General features: G+C 32.0%; 23 protein-coding genes. 3 read left to right on the plus strand and 20 right to left on the minus strand.

Annotated elements, in window-relative coordinates:
- Nucleotides 1–19 precede the first annotated feature (19 nt).
- Together BUC03_RS05055 and mutY are read right to left on the minus strand one after the other, a co-directional pair.
- The gene (locus BUC03_RS05055) at nt 20–490 is read right to left on the minus strand and encodes a single-stranded DNA-binding protein (RefSeq protein ID WP_073148911.1); all 471 of its coding nucleotides are present in this window, start codon (nt 488–490) and stop codon (nt 20–22) included.
- 36 nt (nt 491–526) lie between these two features.
- Nucleotides 527–1591, minus strand: a complete 1065-nt coding sequence (mutY, locus tag BUC03_RS05060) for an A/G-specific adenine glycosylase (protein ID WP_073148913.1) — start codon at nt 1589–1591, stop codon at nt 527–529.
- Between the two features lie 139 nt (nt 1592–1730).
- Here mutY and BUC03_RS05065 point away from each other — a divergent pair, with 139 nt between their 5' ends.
- From BUC03_RS05065 to BUC03_RS05075, 3 genes are all read left to right on the plus strand, one after another.
- On the plus strand, nt 1731–2021 hold the full coding sequence (locus tag BUC03_RS05065; protein ID WP_027885039.1) for an HU family DNA-binding protein: 291 nt from the start codon (nt 1731–1733) through the stop codon (nt 2019–2021).
- A gap of 265 nt (nt 2022–2286) precedes the next feature.
- Nucleotides 2287–3825 (plus strand): Rne/Rng family ribonuclease, encoded by a 1539-nt coding sequence (locus tag BUC03_RS05070; protein ID WP_073149415.1) that lies wholly within the window; start codon nt 2287–2289, stop codon nt 3823–3825.
- Nucleotides 3826–3907: 82 nt separating this feature from the next.
- Nucleotides 3908–4387, plus strand: a complete 480-nt coding sequence (locus tag BUC03_RS05075; protein ID WP_073148915.1) for a regulatory protein RecX — start codon at nt 3908–3910, stop codon at nt 4385–4387.
- 66 nt (nt 4388–4453) lie between these two features.
- Here the strand turns inward: BUC03_RS05075 and BUC03_RS05080 are convergent, their stop codons facing one another.
- The 18 genes from BUC03_RS05080 to BUC03_RS05165 form a co-directional block, all read right to left on the minus strand.
- Entirely contained in the window at nt 4454–6250 is a 1797-nt protein-coding gene (locus BUC03_RS05080) for a LamG-like jellyroll fold domain-containing protein (RefSeq protein WP_073148917.1), read from the minus strand.
- A gap of 245 nt (nt 6251–6495) precedes the next feature.
- Nucleotides 6496–7587, minus strand: coding sequence for a biotin synthase BioB (gene bioB / locus BUC03_RS05085; protein ID WP_073148919.1), 1092 nt, complete (start codon nt 7585–7587; stop codon nt 6496–6498).
- Between the two features lie 101 nt (nt 7588–7688).
- Nucleotides 7689–8849 (minus strand): beta-ketoacyl synthase N-terminal-like domain-containing protein, encoded by a 1161-nt coding sequence (locus BUC03_RS05090; protein ID WP_317041146.1) that lies wholly within the window; start codon nt 8847–8849, stop codon nt 7689–7691.
- A gap of 225 nt (nt 8850–9074) precedes the next feature.
- On the minus strand, nt 9075–10349 hold the full coding sequence (bioA, locus tag BUC03_RS05095) for an adenosylmethionine--8-amino-7-oxononanoate transaminase (protein WP_073148923.1): 1275 nt from the start codon (nt 10347–10349) through the stop codon (nt 9075–9077).
- Entirely contained in the window at nt 10346–10969 is a 624-nt protein-coding gene (bioD, locus tag BUC03_RS05100; protein WP_073148925.1) for a dethiobiotin synthase, read from the minus strand. Before bioD ends, bioA begins: the two co-directional genes overlap by 4 nt.
- The gene (locus tag BUC03_RS05105; RefSeq protein WP_073148928.1) at nt 10966–11382 is read right to left on the minus strand and encodes a putative signal transducing protein; all 417 of its coding nucleotides are present in this window, start codon (nt 11380–11382) and stop codon (nt 10966–10968) included. Before BUC03_RS05105 ends, bioD begins: the two co-directional genes overlap by 4 nt.
- Nucleotides 11379–12524, minus strand: a complete 1146-nt coding sequence (locus tag BUC03_RS05110; protein WP_073148930.1) for an aminotransferase class I/II-fold pyridoxal phosphate-dependent enzyme — start codon at nt 12522–12524, stop codon at nt 11379–11381. Before BUC03_RS05110 ends, BUC03_RS05105 begins: the two co-directional genes overlap by 4 nt.
- The gene (mnhG, locus tag BUC03_RS05115; protein WP_073148932.1) at nt 12525–12941 is read right to left on the minus strand and encodes a monovalent cation/H(+) antiporter subunit G; all 417 of its coding nucleotides are present in this window, start codon (nt 12939–12941) and stop codon (nt 12525–12527) included.
- Nucleotides 12934–13245 carry a cation:proton antiporter gene (locus tag BUC03_RS05120; RefSeq protein ID WP_073148934.1) on the minus strand — a complete coding sequence of 104 codons (312 nt, stop codon included), beginning with the start codon at nt 13243–13245 and terminating at the stop codon, nt 12934–12936. Before BUC03_RS05120 ends, mnhG begins: the two co-directional genes overlap by 8 nt.
- On the minus strand, nt 13242–13718 hold the full coding sequence (locus tag BUC03_RS05125; protein ID WP_073148936.1) for a Na+/H+ antiporter subunit E: 477 nt from the start codon (nt 13716–13718) through the stop codon (nt 13242–13244). The genes BUC03_RS05120 and BUC03_RS05125 overlap by 4 nt, the downstream gene beginning before the upstream one ends.
- A 1-nt stretch (nt 13719) precedes the next feature.
- A complete protein-coding gene (locus tag BUC03_RS05130) occupies nt 13720–15234 on the minus strand; it encodes a proton-conducting transporter transmembrane domain-containing protein (protein ID WP_073148938.1) in 1515 nt (504 codons plus the stop codon).
- The gene (locus tag BUC03_RS05135; protein WP_073148940.1) at nt 15235–15591 is read right to left on the minus strand and encodes a Na+/H+ antiporter subunit C; all 357 of its coding nucleotides are present in this window, start codon (nt 15589–15591) and stop codon (nt 15235–15237) included.
- A 1-nt stretch (nt 15592) separates the two neighbouring features.
- The gene (locus BUC03_RS05140) at nt 15593–16006 is read right to left on the minus strand and encodes a Na+/H+ antiporter subunit B (RefSeq protein ID WP_073148941.1); all 414 of its coding nucleotides are present in this window, start codon (nt 16004–16006) and stop codon (nt 15593–15595) included.
- Nucleotides 16007–16018: 12 nt separating this feature from the next.
- Nucleotides 16019–18334 carry a putative monovalent cation/H+ antiporter subunit A gene (locus tag BUC03_RS05145; protein WP_073148944.1) on the minus strand — a complete coding sequence of 772 codons (2316 nt, stop codon included), beginning with the start codon at nt 18332–18334 and terminating at the stop codon, nt 16019–16021.
- Between the two features lie 271 nt (nt 18335–18605).
- Nucleotides 18606–19046, minus strand: a complete 441-nt coding sequence (locus BUC03_RS05150) for a hypothetical protein (RefSeq protein ID WP_073148946.1) — start codon at nt 19044–19046, stop codon at nt 18606–18608.
- A 99-nt stretch (nt 19047–19145) separates the two neighbouring features.
- Entirely contained in the window at nt 19146–21770 is a 2625-nt protein-coding gene (locus BUC03_RS05155; protein WP_073148948.1) for a TonB-dependent receptor, read from the minus strand.
- Between the two features lie 157 nt (nt 21771–21927).
- Complete coding sequence (locus tag BUC03_RS05160) at nt 21928–23184, minus strand: peptidoglycan DD-metalloendopeptidase family protein (protein ID WP_073148950.1); 1257 nt, start codon at nt 23182–23184, stop codon at nt 21928–21930.
- Nucleotides 23185–23278: 94 nt separating this feature from the next.
- Nucleotides 23279–24055, minus strand: a complete 777-nt coding sequence (locus BUC03_RS05165) for a DUF3108 domain-containing protein (RefSeq protein ID WP_073148952.1) — start codon at nt 24053–24055, stop codon at nt 23279–23281.
- Between the last annotated feature and the right edge of the window lie 180 nt (nt 24056–24235).

Below are 24235 nucleotides of genomic sequence, written 5' to 3' on the forward strand. Positions count from 1 at the left end.
TTCTTTGTTTTAGTTTAACTTAAAATGGAAGGTCATCATCATTATCATCTGGTGCCTGAGATGGTTTTGCTACTGCTGGCTGTTGTTGAGCTGGTGTACTCACTCCACTCATTTGGCCTTGAGGCTGCGCACCACCACCTTGGCTTTGCTCTTTAGGTGTTAAAAAAGTAAAATCTAAACACTGTATTTCTGTAGAATAACGATCCATACCCTTATCGTCTGTCCATTTTCTAGTTTTTATTCTACCTTCAATGTAAACTTTATCTCCTTTATTTAAATATTTTTCACAAACTTCTGCAGCTTTATTACGCACTACAATGTTATGCCACTCCGTATTACTAACACGCTCACCAGTAGTTCTGTTTACATATTCTTCATTAGTAGCAAGCGGAAAACGACCAATACAACCGCCTCCTTCAAAATAATGCATTTTCACTTCATCTCCTGTATGCCCAATAAGCATAACTTTATTTAATGTACCTGATGCCATTTTTCTTTGCTTTTAAGTAAATGTAAGAAAAAACTCTTATTTGGTAAAATTGAAATTCTCTAAAAATTTTTGAATTAAAACAGGAACAGGATAGAGTTTTAAATCACTATTATCGATAACCCTGAAGTCGTTTTTCTTAAAATTATCAGGAATTTCTTCTAATTGAATCACCCAAAATTTCACCATTAATTTACGGTGCGAAAGTACGTGTTTTATAGGTTTTTTATTAAATAAATTTATATTTTTAAAATCGTCTTTTACATAAGCCTTAAATTCAGCATTATCAAGTAATTCTTCTTTACTAATTTCTATCTCTGTCTCTATTAATGGAAATTGATATAGGTTTTCCCAAATTCCACTTCCTTTTCTTTGCTGAATTACCGTTTGATCTTTAGCCAAAACCACTAAATAATTAAAGTTTTTAGTAACTACCTTCGTTTTTTTCAACTTAACAGGCAGTTTATCTATTAATCCTTGCTGAAATGCCTTACACCTAACCTGAAAGGGACAAGAAATACAATAGGGATTTTTAGGTTTACAATGCAGGGCACCAAACTCCATAATAGCTTGATTATATAAACCAGGTCTTTTTACATCTATTAAAGACTGAGCTAATTCTTTAAATTTTTTAATTCCTTCTGTAGAGTTGATTGCTAAATCTATACCAAACACACGAGAAAGCACTCTATACACATTACCATCTACTACCGCAACAGGCTCTTTAAAACAAAAAGAAGCAATTGCGCTGGCAGTATAATCTCCCACCCCTTTAAGTTTCTTCAAATCTTTATAATTGTCTGGGAATTCACCTTTTAACGTATCACTCACATACTTAGCCGTAAAATGAAGACTTCGTGCACGTGAATAATACCCTAATCCTTGCCAAAGTTTAAGAACTTTTTCTTCAGAAGCATTTGCCAAATCTTTTACCGTAGTAAATTCTTCTACAAACTTTAAATAATAAGGTAATCCCTGAGTTACTTTTGTTTGTTGCAGCATAATTTCACTCAACCAAATATAGTATGGGTTCTTTGTCTCACGCCAAGGTAGCTCACGCTTGTTAGATAAATACCAATCAATCAGTAAATTATAAAATTTCATTCCTATATTTGTTAAATTACAATGATAAAAGTTTATTTCATTACTATTTAAAGGATTAGGCTTGATTAATTGAATATTAAATTAGTATATTTGCGCCCTTGAAAAATGTAACCCTATTTATAACAAAAATAATTGTAAAATGACGAAAGCAGATATCGTAGCGAATATTTCAGAGAAATTAGGAATGGAAAAAGGTGATGTTCAAGCTACAATTGAGACTTTTATGGAAGAAGTAAAAACTTCTTTAGAAAGCGGAGATAATGTTTATTTGAGAGGTTTCGGAAGTTTTATTATTAAAACTCGTGCAGAGAAAACCGGTAGAAACATATCTAAAAACACTACAATTAAAATACCTGCACATAATATACCTGCATTCAAACCTGCAAAAGTTTTTGTTGAAGGTGTAAAAACAAACGTAGAAGTAAAATAAAACGAATTATTAATTTTTAAAATCTTGATTTATGCCAAGTGGTAAAAAGAGAAAAAGACATAAGGTAGCTACGCATAAGCGTAAGAAAAGAAGAAGAGCTAACCGTCACAAGAAAAAGTAGTTTTAAACTACTTTTTCTGTTTAAAAAGTTCATTGACATGGAAGTGAAAACAACACTTCTTCAGGATTCAAAAACCTGTGATAAATTTTGTTTAATCCATCTATACCTACCACCTGTGTAAGTATGGATAAAAATCTAATACGGATGAATAAGGAGTTAATTATTAGATCCAATTCTTCTGCTATTGATTTTGCCTTATTAAAAGATGGAAAACTAATTGAATTACATAAAGAAGATAATGATAGTAATTTTGCTGTTGGAGATATTTATATAGCCAAAATTAGAAAAGCTATCCCTGGTCTTAACGCAGCCTTCGTGAATGTTGGTTACGAAAAAGATGGTTTTTTACACTATCATGACTTAGGGCCACAAGTGTCTTCTTTATTAAAATTCATCAAACGTGTAAGCACAGGTAAACAAAAAGATTATTCTTTAAAGAACTATCATTTTGAAGATGATATTGATAAAGACGGAAGTATTACCGATGTCTTAAAATCAAATCAATCGATTTTGGTACAAATCGTTAAAGAACCTATATCTACCAAAGGCCCAAGAATTAGCAGTGAACTTTCTTTTGCAGGAAGATACATTGTACTTGTCCCTTTCTCTAACCGTATTTCAGTTTCACAAAAAATTGAAAACAAAGAAGAAAAAGACCGTCTTAAAAGACTCGTTAAGAGCATAAGACCTAAAGGTTTTGGTATTATAGTTCGTACCGTTGCAGAAGGCAAAAAAGTAGCAGACCTTGACAAAGATCTTCAAAATTTGATGAATCGCTGGACAGGGATGTGTAAAAAATTACATAAAGCAAGCACTCCATCTAAAGTACTAGGAGAACTTAATAGAGCAAATTCTCTATTAAGAGATATGTTTAACGACACATTTACCTCTATTTGTACAGATGAAGAAGCTCTTTATACACAAATTAAAGATTATGTTAGTGAGATTTCTCCTGACAGAGAGTCTATTGTAAAACAATATCAATCTAATGTTCCAATCTTTGAAAAATTTGGTATCGAAAGGCAAATAAAAACTGGTTTTGGTAAAACCGTATCAATAAGCAAAGGTGCTTATTTGGTAATCGAGCATACAGAAGCTATGCACGTTATAGATGTAAATAGTGGTAACAGAAGCAATAAAGCCAAGAACCAAGAAGAAACTGCTTTAGAAGTAAACCTTATTAGCGCTACAGAAGTTGCTAGACAATTACGCCTTAGAGATATGGGTGGTATTATTGTGGTTGATTTTATTGACATGAGCAAAGCCGAGAACAGAAAAGCTCTTTTTAACCATCTTAGAGATGAGATGAGTGACGATAGAGCCAAACACAAAATTTTACCTCCCACTAAATTTGGGTTGATACAAATTACAAGACAACGTGTTAGGCCAGAAATGAATATTAAAACTCGAGAAAAAAACCCTAACGGAAATGGAGAAATTGAAGCTCCTATCGTAGTTATTAATAAAATTAACGCTGACTTACAAAAACTTATTAAAAAAGATCACAAAAAGCTGTCTATTACAGCACATCCTTTTGTGGCCGCCTATTTAACAAAAGGTATTCCATCACCCCGAAGTAAATGGTTTTTTGACCATAAACGATGGGTAAAAATTTTACCTAGAGATGCTTACACGTATTTAGAATATCACTTTCACGATCAAAATGGTGACGTGATTATTTAAAATTTTATAAAACGCCTTTCATTAATTTGAAAGGCGTTTTTTTTATTTACAAAACTCTCTATTTTCTTTACTTTTACTCACCATGAAAAAAGAAAAACAAACCTCTTATACTTTAAAAGAAGCTACCGCAAAACTAATGAAGTTTTGTGCTTACCAAGACAGGTGCCATAAAGAAGTAGAAAGTAAATTAAGAGAAATGAATATGATACCTGAAGCCAGGCAAGAAATTATATATCAACTCATACAAGAAAATTTTTTAAACGAAGAACGATTCGCTAAAAGCTACGCAAGAGGAAAATTCAACATAAAAAAGTGGGGGAAAATTAGAATAATTAGAGAATTAAAGCTTAGAAATATATCTAGATTTAATATAGAAAGCGCAATTAGAGAGATACCTGAAAATGAATACTTATCTACCTTTCATGCTCTAGCAGAAAAAAAATGGAACAATACTAATGAAAACTCTACCATCAAAAAAAAGAAAAAAGTGGCAGATTATTTATTTTATAGAGGTTGGGAAAGTAATTTAGTTTACGAAAAACTAAATGAGTTAGAAGAGTAAACTACTCAATAAAAAAAGGCTATCTAAAATAGATAGCCTTATATATTACTCTTAAAAAGTCTAAAGTTATTCTTTTATAACTTTAAAAGTTTTGTAATTGTTATTTAATTTCGCTTTTACAAAGAAAATACCTGACTGTAAACTAGAAATATCTACACTTACATTCTCTTTGCTAGGCACGTAAGTCATCATTTTTTGCCCTAACATATTATATACTACCAACTCATCCATCAAAACATTAGATTTTAAATTGATTACGTTATTAGCAGGGTTAGGATACAACTCTATATTATTTAAAATTTCATTGTCTACAGATAATACTTCTGTAGTTGTAAAAGTTTCTGCATCAGACCAGTCACTAGCCTCTCCTGCACCACAATATGATCGAACTCTAAACTCATAAGTAGTTTCACTTTGTAAAGAAATTACGCTTACTCCAGGGACACCGTCGTTATCTGTTATTTGCTGACCGCTTGTATCTGGATCAAATCCTACTCCGCCATACTTAACTATCCAAGTACCTGAAGTTCCATTTTCCACCCAAGTAAGATCAACTGAATTATCTGTTATATTGCTTGCTGCAAGCCCAGTAACATCTGGACACGGATCTTGAGCTAACGTTGTAAAAGTTAAAACGTTTGACCAGTTGCTCTCAAAATCTACATCACAAATAGAACGAACATAAACGTCATACGCTGTATTATTTGTTAAACCTGTTAATAAATACTGGGATGTACCAGAAACTAATACAGAAGTACCAGTTGCTGCATCTGGATTAAAACCAGAAACACCGTACATTAATTCCCAATCTGTTGACATACCATTCTCTATCCATGATAAATCAACAGATTCATGGTCAAAACTTGAATAAACCAAACTTGAAGGAACACTACAAATAGTCATCATAACACAGCTACTCATATAAACACAAGTTCCTTCTGTAATTTCTACTGCATAATTACCCTCTATAGTAGGAGAAAAACTTTGACCTGTTTCACCAGCTATAGGAACGTTAGCGTTATCACAATCTACCCATTGGTAAGTTGCTCCAGTCTGATTAGCAGTAAGAGTAGAAGCGGTTACGGTCAATGTATTATCAAAACCTCCAGTAGAAGCACTTAATGCAGCCCCTGTAACAAAGTTTGAAGAAGTACCTGTTAAAGCAAAATTATTAAGAATTCCATCATTTCCATTACCAGAATTATCACTTACAACAATTAAACCTGTATTTGTACCATCTGCCACACCATCATTTAATTTATAGTATGCAACTAAATTTGCTGTGCTTGGACAAAGCTCTGCATTCATATCTGCTTGTATTTCTGCTTGCGTACGAGCTACGTCCCACACACGAACTTCATCTATGATACCGTCAAAAGGAATATTCCCCCCACTTACACGTTGGCCTATTTTTAAATTTTCACCAGTAGAAGGAGTATTTACCGCACTTAAATTACCCGTTGCTACTTGCACACCATCAACATAGGTATAACCTACCCCATTATCAATAACAAATGCCGCGTGCACCCACTGTCCGATAGGAACAGAATTTACGGGAGACGAAAGGTTACCATTTGTTCCCCCTGAAAGAAAATTAAGTTTAGCTGAAGGATCTACAATCCAAGTATTTCTAGAACCTGTAGCCGAGTTTCCGTAATCTAATATTGTGATATTACTAGAAGGCATAGCGCTTACATAAATCCAAGCCTCAAATGTTCTAGAATTAGTACCTAACACCCCCGGATAGGAAGTTTGAATATAGTCATCTGTTCCGTCAAAATCTAAGCCTACTTGTGCTTGCGAATAATTGAAAAGAAAAAGTGTTAAAAACAACACACTAAAATTGAGTAATGTTTTTTTCATAAAAATATTGATTTAGTCATTAAATGTCGGCACTAAATTTATGTAAAAATTAACAAAAACCACACTAAATTAACATAAAAATAAACCAAATTAACCTTGGAGCTATTTTTTGTCGTATTAAAAGTTTAAAATATGCAAAAACTTACACGTTTCATAAAAAAATTAAATCTACTTAAAGACAAAAAATAAACAAAAAAACCAAGCCATAAAGGCTTGGTTTTACACAATAATTTATATAAAATACTTTAAGCTTTTACCTTTCCTTTAGCTTGAGCTTCTAAGTTTTTCTCTATTTTATGTCCTGGTCTAGACCATCTAGGCTTTTCGCCTAAAGCATCTATTTTAGAGTCTTCTTTTTCTACAGATTTACGCTGAGGATGCTTTTCAAAAGGTTTTTGAACGTTTAAACCTAACTCTTTAAACATAATCATGTCTTCATTAACATCTGGATTAGGGGTAGTTAACAACTTATCTCCCGCAAAAATTGAATTTGCTCCTGCAAAGAAACACATTGCCTGACCCTCTCTACTCATATCTGTTCTACCTGCAGACAATCTAACTTGAGTTTTTGGCATAATTATTCTTGTTGTAGCTACCATTCTTACCATTTCCCATATAGAAACTTTTTGTTGTTCTTCTAACGGGGTACCTTCTACAGGAACTAAAGCGTTGATTGGCACAGATTCTGGTTGCGGATTTAACCTAGCTAAAGCTACTAACATTCCTGCACGATCTTCTTTACTTTCTCCCATACCAATAATACCACCACTACAAACGGTTACATTGGTTTTTCTAACATTGTCTAACGTTTCAAGTCTATCTTCATAACCTCTTGTAGAAATTACTTCTTTATAATAATCTTCAGAAGTATCTAAGTTATGATTATACGCATATAAACCTGCCTCTTCTAAACGTTTAGCTTGATTTTCTGTTACCATACCTAAAGTACAGCAAACTTCCATATCTAGCTTATTAATGGTTCTTACCATTTCTAAAACACTATCAAACTCAGGACCGTCTTTAACGTTTCTCCAGGCTGCTCCCATACATACACGAGAACTACCAGATGCTTTTGCTCTAAGAGCTTGTGCTTTAACTTGGTTTACACTCATTAAATCATTCCCTTCAATATCGGTATGATATCTTGCAGCTTGTGGGCAATAGCCACAATCTTCAGGACAGCCACCTGTTTTTATAGAAAGTAATGTTGAAACCTGAACTGTATTTGGGTCATGAAATTCTCTATGAACTGTAGCAGCCTCATAAAGCAATTCCATAAAAGGTTTATTATATATCTCTAAAATTTCTTCTTTTGTCCAATTATGTTTTGTTGCCATAAAATGTAAATTGTTAATCAAAAATACTAAATCAGGTTGGTTTAAAATACTCCTTTTAAAAAGTTTTTAATACTTCTTATAAATCTAAAGGGCAAATTATTCTATTTTGAGATAATTACACTTACTGCATTCCCACCAAATCCTACTGCATTTATCATAATAGTTTTTAAAATTTTTGTTGAATTTTTATCATTTTCATAAAACGGATTTTCTATGAAATGGTTATTTTGAAGCATAAGTAAAGCCATTTCTAAACTCATAGCTCCTGAAGCTCCAAAGGTATGACCTATTAAAAACTTATTAGAAGTTATTAATGGAAGTTTACTTTTAAATACTTTCTTTATAGCATTTATCTCTGCCCAATCTCCTTTTCTTGTACCCGGAGCGTGCGTAACAATAGCGTCTACATTTTCTATTCCTGCTGTTTTTAAAGCCATTTTCATAGACTGTTGAAGACATTGAGCATCTTTAGATATAGATATGTTATGCACTAATTTTTCTGTACCATAACCTAAACCTAATATCTCTGCTTTTGCATTAGTAGATTGCTTTTCTAAACAAAAAATAGAGGCGCCTTCACCTAAAATCATAGTATTGGAAGACTTATCTATTTCTAAACTTCTATTAGGCCATTGTTCTTCTTTATTATATTTTGCATATAATTTTACCGCATTCATCTGGGCAATGGTAAATGGAGTTAAAGGAGCTTCACTACCCCCTACTAAAAAGCGATTTGCCATACCGCTATTTAACCAAGCAGCCCCATTTAAAATACTATGTAGAGCTGTAGAACAAGTAATGGAGTGACTTAACTCTGGCCCTTTACTACCTAAATCTTGCAATACCCAAGAAGAAACATTACCTAAAGTAGTAGTAGGTGAAGCTAATGCAGCTGTTTTTCCTTCTTCTAAATATTGTTGATGATATTTTTCAAATAATGAAGTAGCTCCTCTGGAAGAACCGATATTTACACCGAAATCGTTTTGATTCCATAAAGAATCTTTTGTAGCTTTTCTTGCTGAAGCAATAGCATACAAAACAGAATTATCTAAATCTTTGTAACGATTGTTACTAGTTTTTAAATCTTCAATAGCTAATTTACCTTCTTTATTAAGTTGAGATACATAAGATTGCTCACCCTGAAATATTTTAGAAGTAAATAAAGGCTTCCCTTTTAAATAATTTTGCCAAACCTCATCTGAAGTATTTCCCAAAGCAGAAATAGAAGCAAATGAACTTATGAATATTTTATCTTTCAACACCTAGCTTTTCTTTTATGCAAATATCTAAACTAATAGCATAAAAAAAAACTTCGGAAAAATACCGAAGTTTTTTAAAATTAGGATACCCCAAACCTAATTTTACATAACCCTTTTAAATAAAAATTACAATACAAATATTACATTATTTTAATTAAAAATAAAAGAAAAATTTAACATTTTTTAATAAAAATAAAACATAATATCTAAAAAAAGTGAATTTAACACTTATATTTCATCAAAGTTTTCTAATAAATTTAAGATACAATCGTATATTTTCTCTAATTCTTCCTTGTTAATTACATAAGGACAGGCTATGTAAATCGTTTTACCTAAGGGTCTTAAATAAATTCCGTTAGACATAAAATAATTATAAATTTTATCTCTTAAATTTCCGTAGCGAGAATTTTCTACTGCTAGATCTAAGGCATAAATTGTACCTATACACCTTGTGCTTTCTACTAACGAATGATTTTTTACCCGATCATCAAAAGCTAAATGTTGTTCATTAATTTTTTTTATATTTTGCTGTATTTCTTCTGAAGTTAACAATTCTATCCCTGCTAAAGCGGCTGTACAAGCTAATGGGTTAGCTGTGTAGGTATGGCCATGAAAAAGTCCTTTTGCAATATCTTCATCATAAAAAGCATCAAAAACTTCTTGCGTACAAGAAGTAGCTCCCATTGGCAATAAACCTGCTGTTAATGCCTTTGACATACAAACTACATCTGGCTGTTCTTCTAAATAATGAGAAGCAAAATACTCACCTGTTTTCCCGAAACCTGTCATTACTTCATCTGCAACAAGAATAATATCTTTTTCTCTGCAAAACTTTAAAACTTGATTTAAACCTTCTACATCATGCATTTTCATTGCTGCTGCACCTTGCACTAATGGCTCATAAATAAATCCTGCTAGCGGTGTATTTTGATGTATTTTCTCTATTTTATTTAAAATTTCTTGAGTATTATTTCCGTTAGGAACTGGTATACGCTCTACTTTAATAAAATGATCTTGAAAAGCTCCATTATACACAGAAAGATCTGAAACAGACATTGCTCCAAATGTGTCTCCGTGAAAAGCTTCTTCAAAAGCTAACATTACTTTTCTATCGTTATGTTGATTGTAATGGTATTGTAATGCTATTTTAATTCCTATTTCTGTAGCAGTAGAACCATTATCATTGAAAAATATTTTTTGCTGCTTGCTTGGTAAGATTTCTACAAGTGCTTCTGCTAATTTTATTGCGGGTTCATGTGTAAAACCACTAAACACTACTTGATCTAGCTGCTGCATTTGCTGATGTACCTTATTGGTAATATACGTATTGCAATGCCCGTAAACCGCGGTGTACCAAGATGAAATCCCGTCTATGTATTCTTTACCTTCTTCATCTGTTAAAATTACTCCTTTTGCCTTCTTTATAGGCAACATCTCTTGTTTAATTTTATGCTGTGTTAACGGATGCCAGATGTGTTTTTGATCTCTCTTTACTAAACTCATAGTTTTTTTAAATTTTCACGAAATTTATCTGCATATTCTTTCACCACATTTTCATCAAAATAAGGTTCTTCATCAATTCTACCAATTATTGGTACTTGCGTTATTTGTTTTATAATAGACTCTGTAGATGGGTTTTCTTTACCACTAAATATAATTCCGGCACAAGATAAACCTCTATTTTTTAAACTTTCTATTGTTAAAAGCGTGTGGTTTATACTACCTAAATAATGCCTAGACACCACAATGATTTTATCTTCTGAAGAAATTAAATCTGCAATCGTTTCTTTTTTATTAATAGGCACTAATAAACCTCCTGCGCCTTCTATCACCAAATAATCATTTTTAGAAGAAGGTCTTTTTAAATTTTTAGCCTTAATCTCTACGCCATCTATCTCTGCAGCAGCGTGTGGACTCATAGGAGTATTTAGTGCGTAGGCATTTGGGAAGAAATTTGTTTCTCGATTACTTAATAGTTTTTCTACTTTATGTGTGTCTGAATATTCTAAATCTCCTGCCTGAATTGGTTTAAAATAATCTGCTTTCAGAGATTCTGTAACTATTGCAGAAGCAATTGTTTTTCCTACTTCTGTACTAATACCAGTAATAAAAATAGTTTTCATATTACATTAAATTTTTCTTTACAATCTTCACAACGATATTCATATTTTGTATAGATAGGATATAAGCCTAGTAATAAAAAGTTAACAATAAAAGCTAGAAAAGCTTTTATATCGTTCACATTAGTAAAATAGTCTATTTTACTCCCCTTACATTTTGGACAATAAACTTCACCTCCATTATCATCTAAAGAATATGCACTTAACTCTGCCAAGACACTTTCTGCTCTTGCTTTGTCTTCTTTTAATACTAATAATTTCACACCACCAATAGCGTTACTTATTAAGGGGTCTGTATCTATCGTGTATTGATCTGTGATTAAAACGTGAATACCTTCTGCCTCTAACCTACCTTTAAAAATCTGAGCTTCAGATGAAAATTGATAGGTGGCTATTTTTATATATTTTTCTTTCATTTAATTGCTTCACTTAGTAACTGCAAAACTGAGAAAATTTCTTCTTCTGTGTTATAACTATGTAAACAAAAACGCAAACGCTCTTTACCTTTAGGCACGGTTGGAGAAAGAATAGCTTTTACCAAAAAATTTTGTTGTTGAAGTCTTTCTGCAACCAATTTAACTCTATGATTACCAGAAATAATACAAGATTGAATAGCAGAATCACTTTTATTAAAATAGCTAGCAAGTTCCAAAACATCTAATTGATTTTTAAAGTAACAAATATTTTGCTTTAGCATTTCTATTGCTGAAGTATTTAAAAGCTCATGATATGCAGAAGATATAGTTGCAACTGCGTGTGGAGAAATAGAAGTGGTGTAAATTAAACTTCTAGCAAAATTTATTAAATATTTTTTTAATACTTCACTACCTAAAACAACAGCACCGTGAGCACCTAAACCTTTACCAAAGGTTATTATTCTAGCAAAAATTTGTGAATGCAAGTTTTTATCTTGTAGCAAGCCTTCACCTTTTTCTCCAAAAACTCCAATTGCGTGAGCTTCATCTACCACTAAAAAAACACCATTATCTTCACAAAACTGTACTAATTCTTCTAGATCTGGAGTATCCCCATCCATTGAAAAGACAGACTCTGTTACCACAAAGATATTTCCTGTTATATTTTGACGAGCAACTTTTTGTTTTAAATCGCTTAAATTATTGTGTTGATACTTATAAGAAGTAGCTAAACTTAAATTTAAACCATCTCTAATAGAGGCATGAATATGTTCATCATAAAAAATTACGTCTCCGCGCTGCGGAACGCTAGAAAAGAAACCTAAATTAGCATCGTATCCTGAATTAAATAAAAGAGCACTTTCTGCTTGATGAAATTGAGCTATTTGTTTTTCTACTTCTTGATGAAGAATTGAATTACCAGACAATAACCTAGAGCCTGTGGAGCTATTTAACGGTAAATCTTTTTGCTCTAGTTTAGCAGATGCTTCTGTGTATATTTTTTTATTTTTAGCAAAGCCTAAGTAATCATTAGAAAAAAAATCTACTCCAGCTTTTGGCAAAGACAAATCTCGTAAAGAGCTTTCTTTTTCCCTTCGCTCTAGTTTTTTAAGTATTCCGTTAGGGATTTGATTATTATTCACTTATAATAAATCTGATTTTTTATGCTCGGTTTTATCTTCTTCTTCATCTTCATCTTCAAACTCTTCACCGCTAGATAATTTATGTGAATTAGGTTGATATTTACCATCTAGCTCATCTGTAATAGATTTACCCCACATTTTGTTGCCTGAAAAATAAGAGGCTCTACCAATTAAATGTGCGCCTACTGGAGAAGTTAATATAATAAACAAAACTATAGCCAATACTCTAGAGGTGACAGATAAATCGTCAAAATAAACGGCTGCACTTGCTAAAATTAAACCCACGCCTAATGTTACTGCTTTTGTAGTTACAGAAATTCTTAAATACGTATCTGGCATTCTTACAAAACCAATAGCGGCCAATAAAATAAAAATTGCGCCTAAACTAGATAATATGATGATTAAAATATTACTCATCTTGTTGTTCTTCTCTTTGTTGTTTCTCTCTTTTCTTTCTATTTCTCTTCTCTAAATAATAAGAAAAGGCTACCGTACTTAAAAAGGCTATTAATCCCAAAATCATAGCGATATCGAGAAATGTAGACTGATCATAAACTATACTGTAAATTGCAATAAGAGTAATACCTATTGTAATTAACAAATCTAGCGCCACTACTCTGTCTGCTATACTTGGCCCCATAACAAATCTACAGAACACCAAGAGAACAGAAACTGCTAGTATTGGTAAAATTATATAATATAAATACTCTTCTATAATCATCTTAAAATTTCTAACAAACGTTTTTCAAATCCGTTTTTAATATCATCTATAAAATCTTGTTTATCTTTTAAATACATAGCGTGCACATACAATACTTTTCTATCGTCTGAAACATCTAAGCTTAATGTACCTGGCGTAAGGGTTATTAAATTTGCTAATAATGTAATTTCTAAATTTGTTTCTGCATCTAGCGGCACTCTTACAATACCTGGCGTCATGTAAAAGGTTGGAGTAACCACATCATAAGCTACTTGTAAATTAGCTTTTAACAACTCCCACAGAAAAAAAAATATAAAACCTATAAGTTTAGGTACTATTTTAAAATACTTAGCGCTACCTCTTCCTTTAGTTATAACATACATTATAATAAAGCTGAGTATAAAACCAAACAAATAATTGGCAAACTCAAAACTACCTGTGATAGCCACCCAGATAAACGTAAGCAATATGTTAGATAAAAATCTGTTTTTCATCTTAATTATTTTGTGGCATTACCGCATCTATGTATTGCTGATTATTTATTAACTCTGATGCTATTCTATTAGATAATTGTTGCATATGTTCTGCACCAAAACCTATATACAAAGAAACTCCTGCTAACATCACTATGGGCGCAAGAAATTGAAACTTTCTTGCTTTATCCATTTGTTTAAAGTACAAGAAATGTTTTCTTACTGGTAACTCTTCTCCTTTTTTCCAAAAAACTTCAGACCATAGTTTGGCAACTACCAATAAGGTTAACAAACTACCTAATATAATTGCTCCCAACAGCACATAATTCTTCTCATTTAATGTTGCTATAATTAGAGAAACTTTTGGCCAAAAACCAGAAAATGGTGGCACCCCAATTAACGATAGTAACGGAATAAACATTAACAAACTTAACTTTGGATATTTATCATATAAATCTCCTAAAAGCTTTACATTATTAGTCCCTTTAATTCTATAAATTAAACCACTAATCATAAACAAGTTAGTTTTCACCATAATATCATGTATTAAGTAAAACACCATTCCTGCCAAAGCTACTTTGGTAAACATCCCCAAACCACCTATCATAAAACCGATGTGACAAATTATTAAGTATGAAAATATTTTTCTTACATTTTTTTGCACCAAAGCACCTATTGCTCCACTAAATAAGGTGAGTACAGCAATCACAATTAATAAATCGTTTAAAAATTCATTATCTAGAAAAATAAGACTAAATATTCTAATTAGCGCATACACTCCTACTTTGGTTAGTAACCCTCCAAATATTGCAGCAACAGCAGATGGCGGAGTATGGTAAGAGGCTGGTAACCAAAAATACAATGGGAATACTGCAGATTTAATTCCGAAACCTACTAAAAATAAAATGGCCGTTACTTCTACTAAGTGTCTGTTTTTTAATTGCGGTACCAAGACTGCCAGATCTGCCATATTTAAAGATCCTGCTAAACCATACAATACAGCTATAGCAGTTAAAAATATAATGGACGCTAGAATATTTAAAGTAAAATATTTTACTGCACCTTCTATCTGTGCTTTTTCTCCCCCAAGTGTTATTAACACAAACGAAGAAATGATAATAATCTCAAACCATACGTAGAGATTAAATATATCTCCTGTTAAAAAAGCGCCTGTTAAACCCAATAATAAAAAATGGTATATAGGAAAATAACCAAACCTTAGTCTTGCTGGAATTACAGAGGCTGCTGAAAAGAAAGAAACTGCCATCCCTGCAATAGCGGTTAATAACACTAAAGTTGCAGAAAGCGTATCTGCTACAAAAGTGATACCGTAAGGAGCCTCCCAGTTTGCTGCTTGCACTGTTTGCGTACCGTAATGCCAAACCTTATAAAACAATAAAGCCGACAGAAAAACACCTATAAAACCACCAACTATACTTATTATTTTTTGCGTCTCTATCTTTTTCCAAAAGAACATTAGTAAGATGCTCAAAAACAATTGAAACAATAGCGGATATAGTAAAAGTTGCTGAGTCATTTATTTAATTTCTTCTTCAATAGTGTTCATTTCATCTAAATCATCTGTTTTCACAGCTTGATAAGCCCTTTTTATTAAAATAATAGCAAAAGACTGTAACCCAAAACTTATTACAATTGCAGTTAATATTAATGCCTGCGGAACAGGGTCTGCATATATTTCTGTAAAAACTTTAGAACCATCTGGTATAATTGGCGGATGCCCTTTAGTAATTCTTCCTAATAGAAATATTAATAAGTTAGCACCATTACTAATAATAATTAAACCTATAATTAATTTTACCATACTTCTTCGCAACATCATATATAGACCTGCCGCATAAAGTAATCCTGTTATAATAGCTAGTAAAAACTCCATATTATGCAGATTCTGAAATTGTAAAAATAATGGTAAGTGTTACACCTTGTACCACTATATAAACACCAATATCAAAAAACATTGCTGTACCTAAAGCACCTAAAACTGGTATGGTGTCGTGCATCCAAAGACCCGTCATAAAAGGTTCATCAAAACCAATTACAGGTAATAGTCCTGCTAAAAATGAAACAGCTAAACCTATTGGCATTAAAAAACCTGGGTGAAATTTTAATAGTTTTTTGGTGTCTTTTAATCCGTTAGCAAATGCGTGCAATACAAATGCTATAGATGCAATTAAACCGCCTACAAAACCACCTCCTGGCAAATAGTGCCCTCTCAATAAAATAAAAATAGAGAACAAGAGTAATATAGGCAATAAGTAATTAGATGCTGTTCTTAATATAAGTGTCTTCATAAGTCTACTTCATTATTTTTGAAAACGTTCTACACTCTTCAACCTTAATTTTAATAGTCCAAATACCCCAATTGCAGATATAGCCAATACAGAAATCTCTACCATAGTATCTGCCCCTCTAAAGTCTACTAAAATTACATTTACTACATTTTTTCCGTGTGCTAACAAGTAAGAGTTTTTGGCATAAAAATCACTTATCTCACTATTTACAGGCTGAGCTAAAACTTCTAAAGCTAAAATGGAAATTAAACCCCCAAATGCAATTGAAAGTATACCATCTCTAATTCTCATTTTATAATCAGAAAGGTTTAAATACTTCGGAAGTTTATATAACACCAACACAAATAAAATTACAGTTAATGTGTCTATTGCAAATTGGGTCATTGCTAAATCTGGTGCGCTATAAAAAACAAACAACAAACAAATTGAATATCCCATAATCCCTGTAGAAACTACAGCTGCCAATCTAGATTTGGCAAAAACTATTAACCCTATAGATAGTACTAAAATGGTTAAAATAACCACCTCATAAACTGTTATTCTTGCAAAAGAAGAATAATCTACCTTATAAGTGGTTCCGTCTAAGAGCGTGAAACCCATTAAAGAAATTAAAAACAGAACAATTATGGAAATATAATTTCTAAGGTATCCGCTTTGAAAAGTGCTGGTCCAAAAACCAGAAAAATTAGTAAATCCTAAAACTACATTTTCTATAATAGACTTAGGTGACAGCTTATCAAATTTGGCAATAAATTGCTCTAACTTTTTAGAAGGCTTCAGTAAAAAATAAAGTAGTAAACCAGAACCTATAGTAAGTGCACTTAATCCTAAAACTGGAGTAAATCCGTGCCAAAGTTTTAAATGAATTTCTGAAGTATTTAAACCCGTAGTTTGCACTATTGGTTTTACTAAAGAATCTTGAAGTAAAAAGGGAAAAACACCAAAAACAAAACCTGCTACCGCTAATAAAACAGGAGGAAACCATAATAAAAAATGAGGAAACTTCACTTTTTCAAACTTTTCTGGTAGTTTTCCTACAAATGGTTTAACACCCGCAACATATCCTGCATACGAGATTAAAACATTGGTGATAATAGCAAATGCTGTTAATAATATGGCAGAATTCTCTAAATGAAGAGTACCCTCGTAAATTAAATCTTTTCCTACAAAACCTATACTTGGCGGAATACCAGCATTAGATATTGCTGCTAAAATACCTGCTATTGCAACTGGTAACATTACTTTTCTTAATCCTGATAATTGTGTGATATCTCTAGTACCTGCTTGATGGTCTACTACTCCTGTTACCATAAAAAGCGTTGCTTTATACAAAGCGTGAACAATAATAAATACCCCTGCAGCAAGAAAAGATTCTTGAGTACCTAACCCAATTAAGAACACCAAAATACCTAAAGCAGATATTGTAGAATATGCTAATACTCCTTTCATATCTGTTCTAAAAAGACAGTGAAACGCAGAGTAAACCATAGTTATTAAACCTACAATAGTTAAAGTAGTATTCCAAAAATTAGTAGACCCCATTAGCGGACTTAGCCTAAACAACAAATAAATACCAGCTTTTACCATAGTTGCAGAATGTAGATAGGTAGAAACGGGAGTTGGCGCTTTCATTGCACCTGGTAACCAGAAATGAAACGGAAATTGAGCAGATTTTGTAAAGGCCGCTCCAAAAATTAAACAACCTACTAGTAAATAATAATCACTATTAGCTATTAAATCTTTATGCTGCAGCATTTCAGAAATATCATAAGTACCAGTTATACTCCCTAAAACCAAACCTCCGGCTAATAACAACAAGCCTCCTAAACCAGTTATCCCTAGTGCTGTAAAAGCAGATTTTCTAGAGGCTAAACTTGTATTATTAAAACCAATTAAGAAGAATGAGCTTATGCTTGTTAACTCCCAAAAAACAAAGAGAGATATTAGGTTATCAGAAAGTACTAAACCTAACATTGCCGCCATAAATACAGCTAAGTAGCCGTAAAATCTATCTAAGTAATTATTCCCTTTTAAATATGCAGATGTGTAAGCAAATACCAAAGTACCAATACCCGTAATCATTAAACTAAATAATAAAGACAGACCATCTAGTGTAAAACTTAAATTAATACCTAAAGACGGAATCCACTCATAAGTTTTATGTACAATCTCATTGTTCGAAATATCTTTTATAAATCGAACAAAATAAATAAATAGGCTTAATGGAATAAGCGCAGGCAGTAATGCAAGTTTGCCGCTTACAATGTTTTTTCCTCCAAAAAATAGGAGTATAGCAAAGACAAAACCTGTTAATATAGCTATTAGCATAATTTTTTAGTAGGATAACAAATATAATGGTAATAATTGATTTAACCGTACCTAAACGCCTTATACACTATGGGTTTAACAACATCATAACATTTTAAATGTTAATGCTTTTTTAAAATTTTAACAACTATTAACCTTTAGATATAAGATTAACATTATCTATAAAATTACTAGGACTTTTCTTCTAAATAAAGAAGAAAAGCCCTAATTGTATATTTTGCTATTCCATGTATTTTAATACATCAAACAGACATAAAGAATTTCCAGAAAATTAAAACCAAGCAGCCCAAGGAATCATTGCTAACATTGCTATTAATGCTAGAGGGTAAAAAATAGCTAATGTTTTAAATTTTGGAGCTGAAGACAATTTCTTTTTATGCTTAGAATAACCTATTGTAATTAATGCGATTGCTACAATCATTAATAAAGGATGCTCTACGTTGTAAAGTCTTAAAACACTATCTCCCATTATATCTTTTACAGGAATACCTTCTGTAAACCAAACAATTTTTGGAGAAAGGAAAAATAAAATTATCCCTATAAGCAATTGAATATGCGTACATATTAATGCAAACAAAGAAACTCTAAAATCTTTTGGCGCATAAGATCTTTTGGTAACTGCACCTACTATAGCATTTAAGGTTGCTAAAACAACTACTAATAATACTAAATATGCCCAATAAGAGTGAAGGTGATAAATTGCTGTATACATAACTTTATTTTTTTTGAAGTGTAAAGATAATTTTTTTACACAAAAAAACCGCTACTATTAGTAGCGGTTTTTAGAAGATATATTATAATGTTATACTTCTTAGAATGAATACTTCACTGCAAAATTCCAAGTAAGACCATTACCATAATAGTAACCGTAGTTATCTTTAATTGAAATATATTCGTGATCTAACACATTGTATATGTTAGCAGATAACTGAACTTTGTTATCTCCTAAGTTCAGGTTGTAAGAACCTCCTAAATCAAATAATGAATAAGGATTTAATTTTTCAGTTTCATAATCATCACCAACTGCAACAGCTAAACCTAAATCTTCTACATCAACTTGACCATACATATCTGCATAGTAGTTCCAGTTTACGTACATTGAAAATTTGTTAGCAATAATATCGTAATTAGCACCTAAACCTGCACTAGTTTGAGGAGCTCTACCTACTTTAACACCAGATAAGTCTCCAGAAATCTCATCTACAAATTCTGATGTATCATCATTTCTAATTCTAATTGGGGTACTACCATCATACTCCCAGTTACCTGCAGTTGCATAACCTGTTAAAGTTAAGTCTTCCATAACTCTCCACTTAGCATCAATCTCTAAACCTTTATGTAATTGAGCGATATCTGAAAATAAGAAAGTTGCATTTTCTATATCTTGGTAAGAACCAGATGCATTTAAGAATCTATTTTCCCATTTAGTATGGTAAGCATTTAAGTTAACTTGGAAGTTTCCAGTTTCAAAACGGTAACCTGCTTCAAAACCAACAATCTCTTCGTTATCTACTTCTGGATCTGCTAATTCTGTATTATCACTATAGCTTGGGTAGATATTATCTAAAAATGGTTGTCTAGAATATTTTCCTGCATTAGCAAAAATTGTATTTCCTTCCATAAACGCCCAAGACGCCCCACCTTTTACATTGTATCCTGTTTTGTTTACAGTTTTAGATTCTCTAGTTTCTGCAAAGTTACCTCTATCTTCTCTCTTATATGATTGGTTAGAAAGAGACCCTTGTGCAAATACAGAGAATTCATCGTTAGCCCACTCTACTTGACCAAAACCTCCTTGGTAATTAATATTTTCAGAGTAATCGTAGTCAACTCTTTCTCCTTCATCTGCATAGTTAAATAATGCTGACCAAGGGTCTGGGTTAAATGTTTCTGTTACCGTATGGTTTTCATCACCTCCAAAGTTCTCGATTCTACCTTGAAGACCTAACAAGTCTGTTAATTGTCTAAAGTGATCTCCTCTATAAAATCTAATATCTGCACCTACATTAAATGTTAAGTTTTTTAATGTATCATACTCGTAGTTAACTACAGAACCATACCAAGCGTGATTGTTTACAGATGCTCTTAATAACGCTCCGTTATAACCTTGACTGTAACCACCTTCTATTGTTTGGTTGTATTCTTCTACATATGTCCAGTCTATTAAACCGTTATGCGTATCATAAGCTCCGTCTAGATTATCACCTTCAACGTCTCCTGGGTAGTCTATATAACTAGGACTGTTTCCGTAAGTTCCTGTTCCTCCACCTCTACCAAAAGAAGCATAAACAACTGTAGATAGGTTAGAGTTTTCAGAAATATCCCAATCCCAGTTTAAGTTCATCACTGGTTTATGGTAGTAATTTCTTCTAGAAGTTAAATACTCTCCGTTATTAAAACCGTAGTTATCGTTATATCTTGTTCCATATTCATCATACAATTCTAAATCTTTTGAATAGTTTTGATCGTGCCATTGTGGAGCTCCAGTAACTAAGAAGTTGAAATTGTGATCTCCTGCTTTTTTACCAACTGAAAAGAAATAGTTTTGACCTTCACCTTTAGTACCATTAGCGTATTTGCTATGAGCTTTCCAGTAATCTACTAAGAAAGAAAATCCCCATCCGTTATCATTCATTCCTGTATCGTAAGAAACAGTTCCTTTCATGTAACTACCGTTACCTACCATAACTCTAGCAAAACCACCTTCTGTTCTATTAGTTGCTTTAGTTACTATGTTAACCGTACCTCCAACTGAAGATATTGCTAATTTTGAAGAACCTAAACCTCTTTGTACTTGAACAGCATTTGCTATATCTGTAATACCTGCCCAGTTAGACCAGTACATATTACCATCTTCCATTCCGTTAATTGGCTGACCATTTAATAAGAAAGCAGTATTTGACTGACCAAAACCTCTAACAAACATTTGAGAATCTCCAAAACCTCCAGAAGCACCAGCTACATAAATGTTTGGAGTGTTTTTTAATACTTGAGGAAACTCTACGTTACCAACAGCTCTCTGCTGAATTTCTGCTCTTGTTATTGTAGAAGCAGCAATTGGAGTTTTTCTATCTTGTTGTAAATCAATAACCCCTCTACCAACCACAACAATCTCGTTAAGAGCATTATCATCTGCAGTTAAGTTAATTTGTCCTAGCTCAACAGTTTCTCCATCTTTTACACTAAAAGAAACTTTTTGTTTAGCAAAACCTATATAGGTAATTACTATTTCTCCTTCTAGATTCCCTTCACCTACATTTAGGGTGAACATTCCATCAAAATCTGTAGTGGTACCATTAGAGGTTCCAGCTACCATTACGTTTGCTCCCAATAAAGGAGTACCATTTTCAGAATCTACAACAGACCCTTTAATAGTACCTTGAGCAAAAATTACACTCGTTGCTAAAAGCAACAACATTGTAAACAGTTTTTTCATTTTGCAGTTATGTTTAGTATTTGATTTGCCGTGCAAAAAAAACAATTACTTAGCTATTAAGTTTTAACTCGCCATTAACAGTCAATCTTCAATGTTAAGGAATTGTTATGCACGCACAATAGTTAGCGTTGCAATATATACAGAAAAGTTGTAAAACCTAAAGAATTTTGTTAGGTATCTTTTTAAATGGAATAGAATCTAGCTCTGATTTTAGTTTCTCTATAAAAACAAAATAGTCAGGCTTTAATATTTCTTTTAATGGTTCTGAGCTTGGTAAATCTTGTTTATAAGGGTCTACTTGCTCTCCATAAACCCAGAAACGATAACACACATGAGGACCTGTAGCTAAACCTGTACTTCCTACAAAACCTATTACATCTCCTTGCTTAACACGCTGCCCTACCTTTACATTTCTTTTAGACATGTGTAGGTATTGTGTAGTGTATTTATCGTTATGCCTTACTTTTACATAATTACCATTACCACTTGTGTAGCTAGATTTTATAACAACACCATCTGCCGTTGACCAAATTGGCGTACCAGTGGGAGCTGCATAATCTGTACCTTTATGTGCTTTCCATCTTTTTTGTACAGGATGAAATCTTCTTTTTGTATATCTAGATGATATTCTAGAAAACTTTAATGGTGCTTTTAAGAAGAAACTTTGTAGTGAATTAGCTTCTTCATCATAATACTTAGCGTAACCGCTAATACTATCATTACCATATTCAAAAGCAAAATATGGATTTTTATAATGAGTTAATACTGCTGCTTCAATATTCTCTATTCCAGCATAAACCGTATCATTTATATATTTTTCATTATAAATTAATTTAAACTGATCTCCTTTTTGAATTTTAAAGAAATCTATCTTCCATCTATAAATATCTGCTATTTTATCTGTTAAAGCTATACTTAAACCTTCATTATCCATTGCTCCAGAAAGAGAAGAAGTAATAACTCCAGAAGCAAACTTACGTTTTATAGTTACCGGTTTTTTTGCGGTGTAGGCATTTATTGTATCATTTAGATCTATTACAGTGTAGTTTATTCTATCATTTTCATAAATAAAAGCTTTTACTGTAGCACTTGTATCTTTTGTTTTAAGTATAGTATATGGTTTGCCTGCTATAATTTTGGCTGGATTAAAAGTATCCATCACTTTTTCTGATATTCTAAAAACATCTCCGCGACTTACACCATTAGCATCCATAATAGCACCAAAGCTATCTCCAGATTTTATAGTATCTCTTACTACTTGGTAATTATCTAACACGTAACCATACTCTTTAACCGGAGGTGGTGTTTTTTTTACGTTAGAAATTTTATTTTTATTTTCTGATTTTTTATCATCTTGGCAAGAGTATAAAACAACAGAAAAAATAAGCGCTACTACAATATATATATTTCTCAAAAGGGTTATTATTTATAGGGTAGGCAAAATTATTTAAAGCAATACACCTATACAACTATAATACTTTAAAATTATTACTGAAATGAACAAGTAATTAATCTACAATTACCTTAAATGGGTGAGCTAAACCTTTAAAAGCTTCTAAATCTGCTTCTAAAGAGCCTACAGCTAGATCTGCTTTAATTTTTAAAGGAATTTTGTTTTCATCATTACTTACCCAAAATGTTAAGCTTTCTTCTTCTTTAAAAATTCTATCTGCTTGAACATAAGGCCTAAACTTAAGAGAGTTTATTTTTCCGAATTTAGTTTTGAGAACTTCATGACCTAAAAAAACAGTTTTAAATTTATAGTTTTCATTATCAAAAAATAAGTCTACAAAAATCTCATCTCCTTTTTTTAAATTATCTATATCTATTTTGTTTCTTAAATAATAAAATACAGACAGCATATCTTGCACATTAGATTTTGTGCTAAATGTTTCTTCTTTATTATTTTCAAGGTTTTTTACTTTTGCTTTGTTTGAAGCTTGATCAAAATAAATAATTTTATTTTTTGTGTGTCCGCCTTCATTAATATCTCTTACAAATTTTAGTGGCAAATCTGTATCTTGCTCAATATAGGTTTCATAATTATCATCTACTTTAAAAAATACATCTAACAAACCTGTAGATTTTCCTTTACCTATCACGTGATAAACTTTTTTAGATTCAAAAGTTTCACTCTTTGTTTCTAAAGTTGCATAACTAGCATTAAACCAACCGTAATGAATTCTGAATTTAAACCACTCACCACCTTGGTATGACTTTTTTTGAGCCCTTGCAGGTATTGTTAACAGTGAGCTTAAAAAAAGAAAAAAAATGATTTTTTTCATATTGTAAAGTTAGGTTAGTATAAATATTACAAAACATACGGTTTCAAATACTATTCCAAATATATCAAAAAGAAAAAGCCCTATCAAAAATTTGATAGGGCTTGTCCTTATTAACCAACTAAAACTTAAATTTATGAAAAAAAATCTTTCTCAAAATCATTTTTGGTAACCACTCCAAAA

The organism is Mesonia phycicola (assembly GCF_900141885.1).
Lineage (GTDB): Bacteria > Bacteroidota > Bacteroidia > Flavobacteriales > Flavobacteriaceae > Mesonia > Mesonia phycicola.

Coding starts and splice junctions, on each gene's coding strand:
- BUC03_RS05055 (WP_073148911.1), bottom strand. CDS start 490: ATGGCATCAGGTACATTAAATAAAGTTATGCTTATTGGGCATACAGGA.
- mutY (WP_073148913.1), bottom strand. CDS start 1,591: ATGAAATTTTATAATTTACTGATTGATTGGTATTTATCTAACAAGCGT.
- BUC03_RS05065 (WP_027885039.1), top strand. CDS start 1,731: ATGACGAAAGCAGATATCGTAGCGAATATTTCAGAGAAATTAGGAATG.
- BUC03_RS05070 (WP_073149415.1), top strand. CDS start 2,287: ATGAATAAGGAGTTAATTATTAGATCCAATTCTTCTGCTATTGATTTT.
- BUC03_RS05075 (WP_073148915.1), top strand. CDS start 3,908: ATGAAAAAAGAAAAACAAACCTCTTATACTTTAAAAGAAGCTACCGCA.
- BUC03_RS05080 (WP_073148917.1), bottom strand. CDS start 6,250: ATGAAAAAAACATTACTCAATTTTAGTGTGTTGTTTTTAACACTTTTT.
- bioB (WP_073148919.1), bottom strand. CDS start 7,587: ATGGCAACAAAACATAATTGGACAAAAGAAGAAATTTTAGAGATATAT.
- bioA (WP_073148923.1), bottom strand. CDS start 10,349: ATGAGTTTAGTAAAGAGAGATCAAAAACACATCTGGCATCCGTTAACA.
- bioD (WP_073148925.1), bottom strand. CDS start 10,969: ATGAAAACTATTTTTATTACTGGTATTAGTACAGAAGTAGGAAAAACA.
- BUC03_RS05105 (WP_073148928.1), bottom strand. CDS start 11,382: ATGAAAGAAAAATATATAAAAATAGCCACCTATCAATTTTCATCTGAA.
- mnhG (WP_073148932.1), bottom strand. CDS start 12,941: ATGAGTAATATTTTAATCATCATATTATCTAGTTTAGGCGCAATTTTT.
- BUC03_RS05120 (WP_073148934.1), bottom strand. CDS start 13,245: ATGATTATAGAAGAGTATTTATATTATATAATTTTACCAATACTAGCA.
- BUC03_RS05125 (WP_073148936.1), bottom strand. CDS start 13,718: ATGAAAAACAGATTTTTATCTAACATATTGCTTACGTTTATCTGGGTG.
- BUC03_RS05130 (WP_073148938.1), bottom strand. CDS start 15,234: ATGACTCAGCAACTTTTACTATATCCGCTATTGTTTCAATTGTTTTTG.
- BUC03_RS05135 (WP_073148940.1), bottom strand. CDS start 15,591: ATGGAGTTTTTACTAGCTATTATAACAGGATTACTTTATGCGGCAGGT.
- BUC03_RS05140 (WP_073148941.1), bottom strand. CDS start 16,006: ATGAAGACACTTATATTAAGAACAGCATCTAATTACTTATTGCCTATA.
- BUC03_RS05145 (WP_073148944.1), bottom strand. CDS start 18,334: ATGCTAATAGCTATATTAACAGGTTTTGTCTTTGCTATACTCCTATTT.
- BUC03_RS05150 (WP_073148946.1), bottom strand. CDS start 19,046: ATGTATACAGCAATTTATCACCTTCACTCTTATTGGGCATATTTAGTA.
- BUC03_RS05155 (WP_073148948.1), bottom strand. CDS start 21,770: ATGAAAAAACTGTTTACAATGTTGTTGCTTTTAGCAACGAGTGTAATT.
- BUC03_RS05165 (WP_073148952.1), bottom strand. CDS start 24,055: ATGAAAAAAATCATTTTTTTTCTTTTTTTAAGCTCACTGTTAACAATA.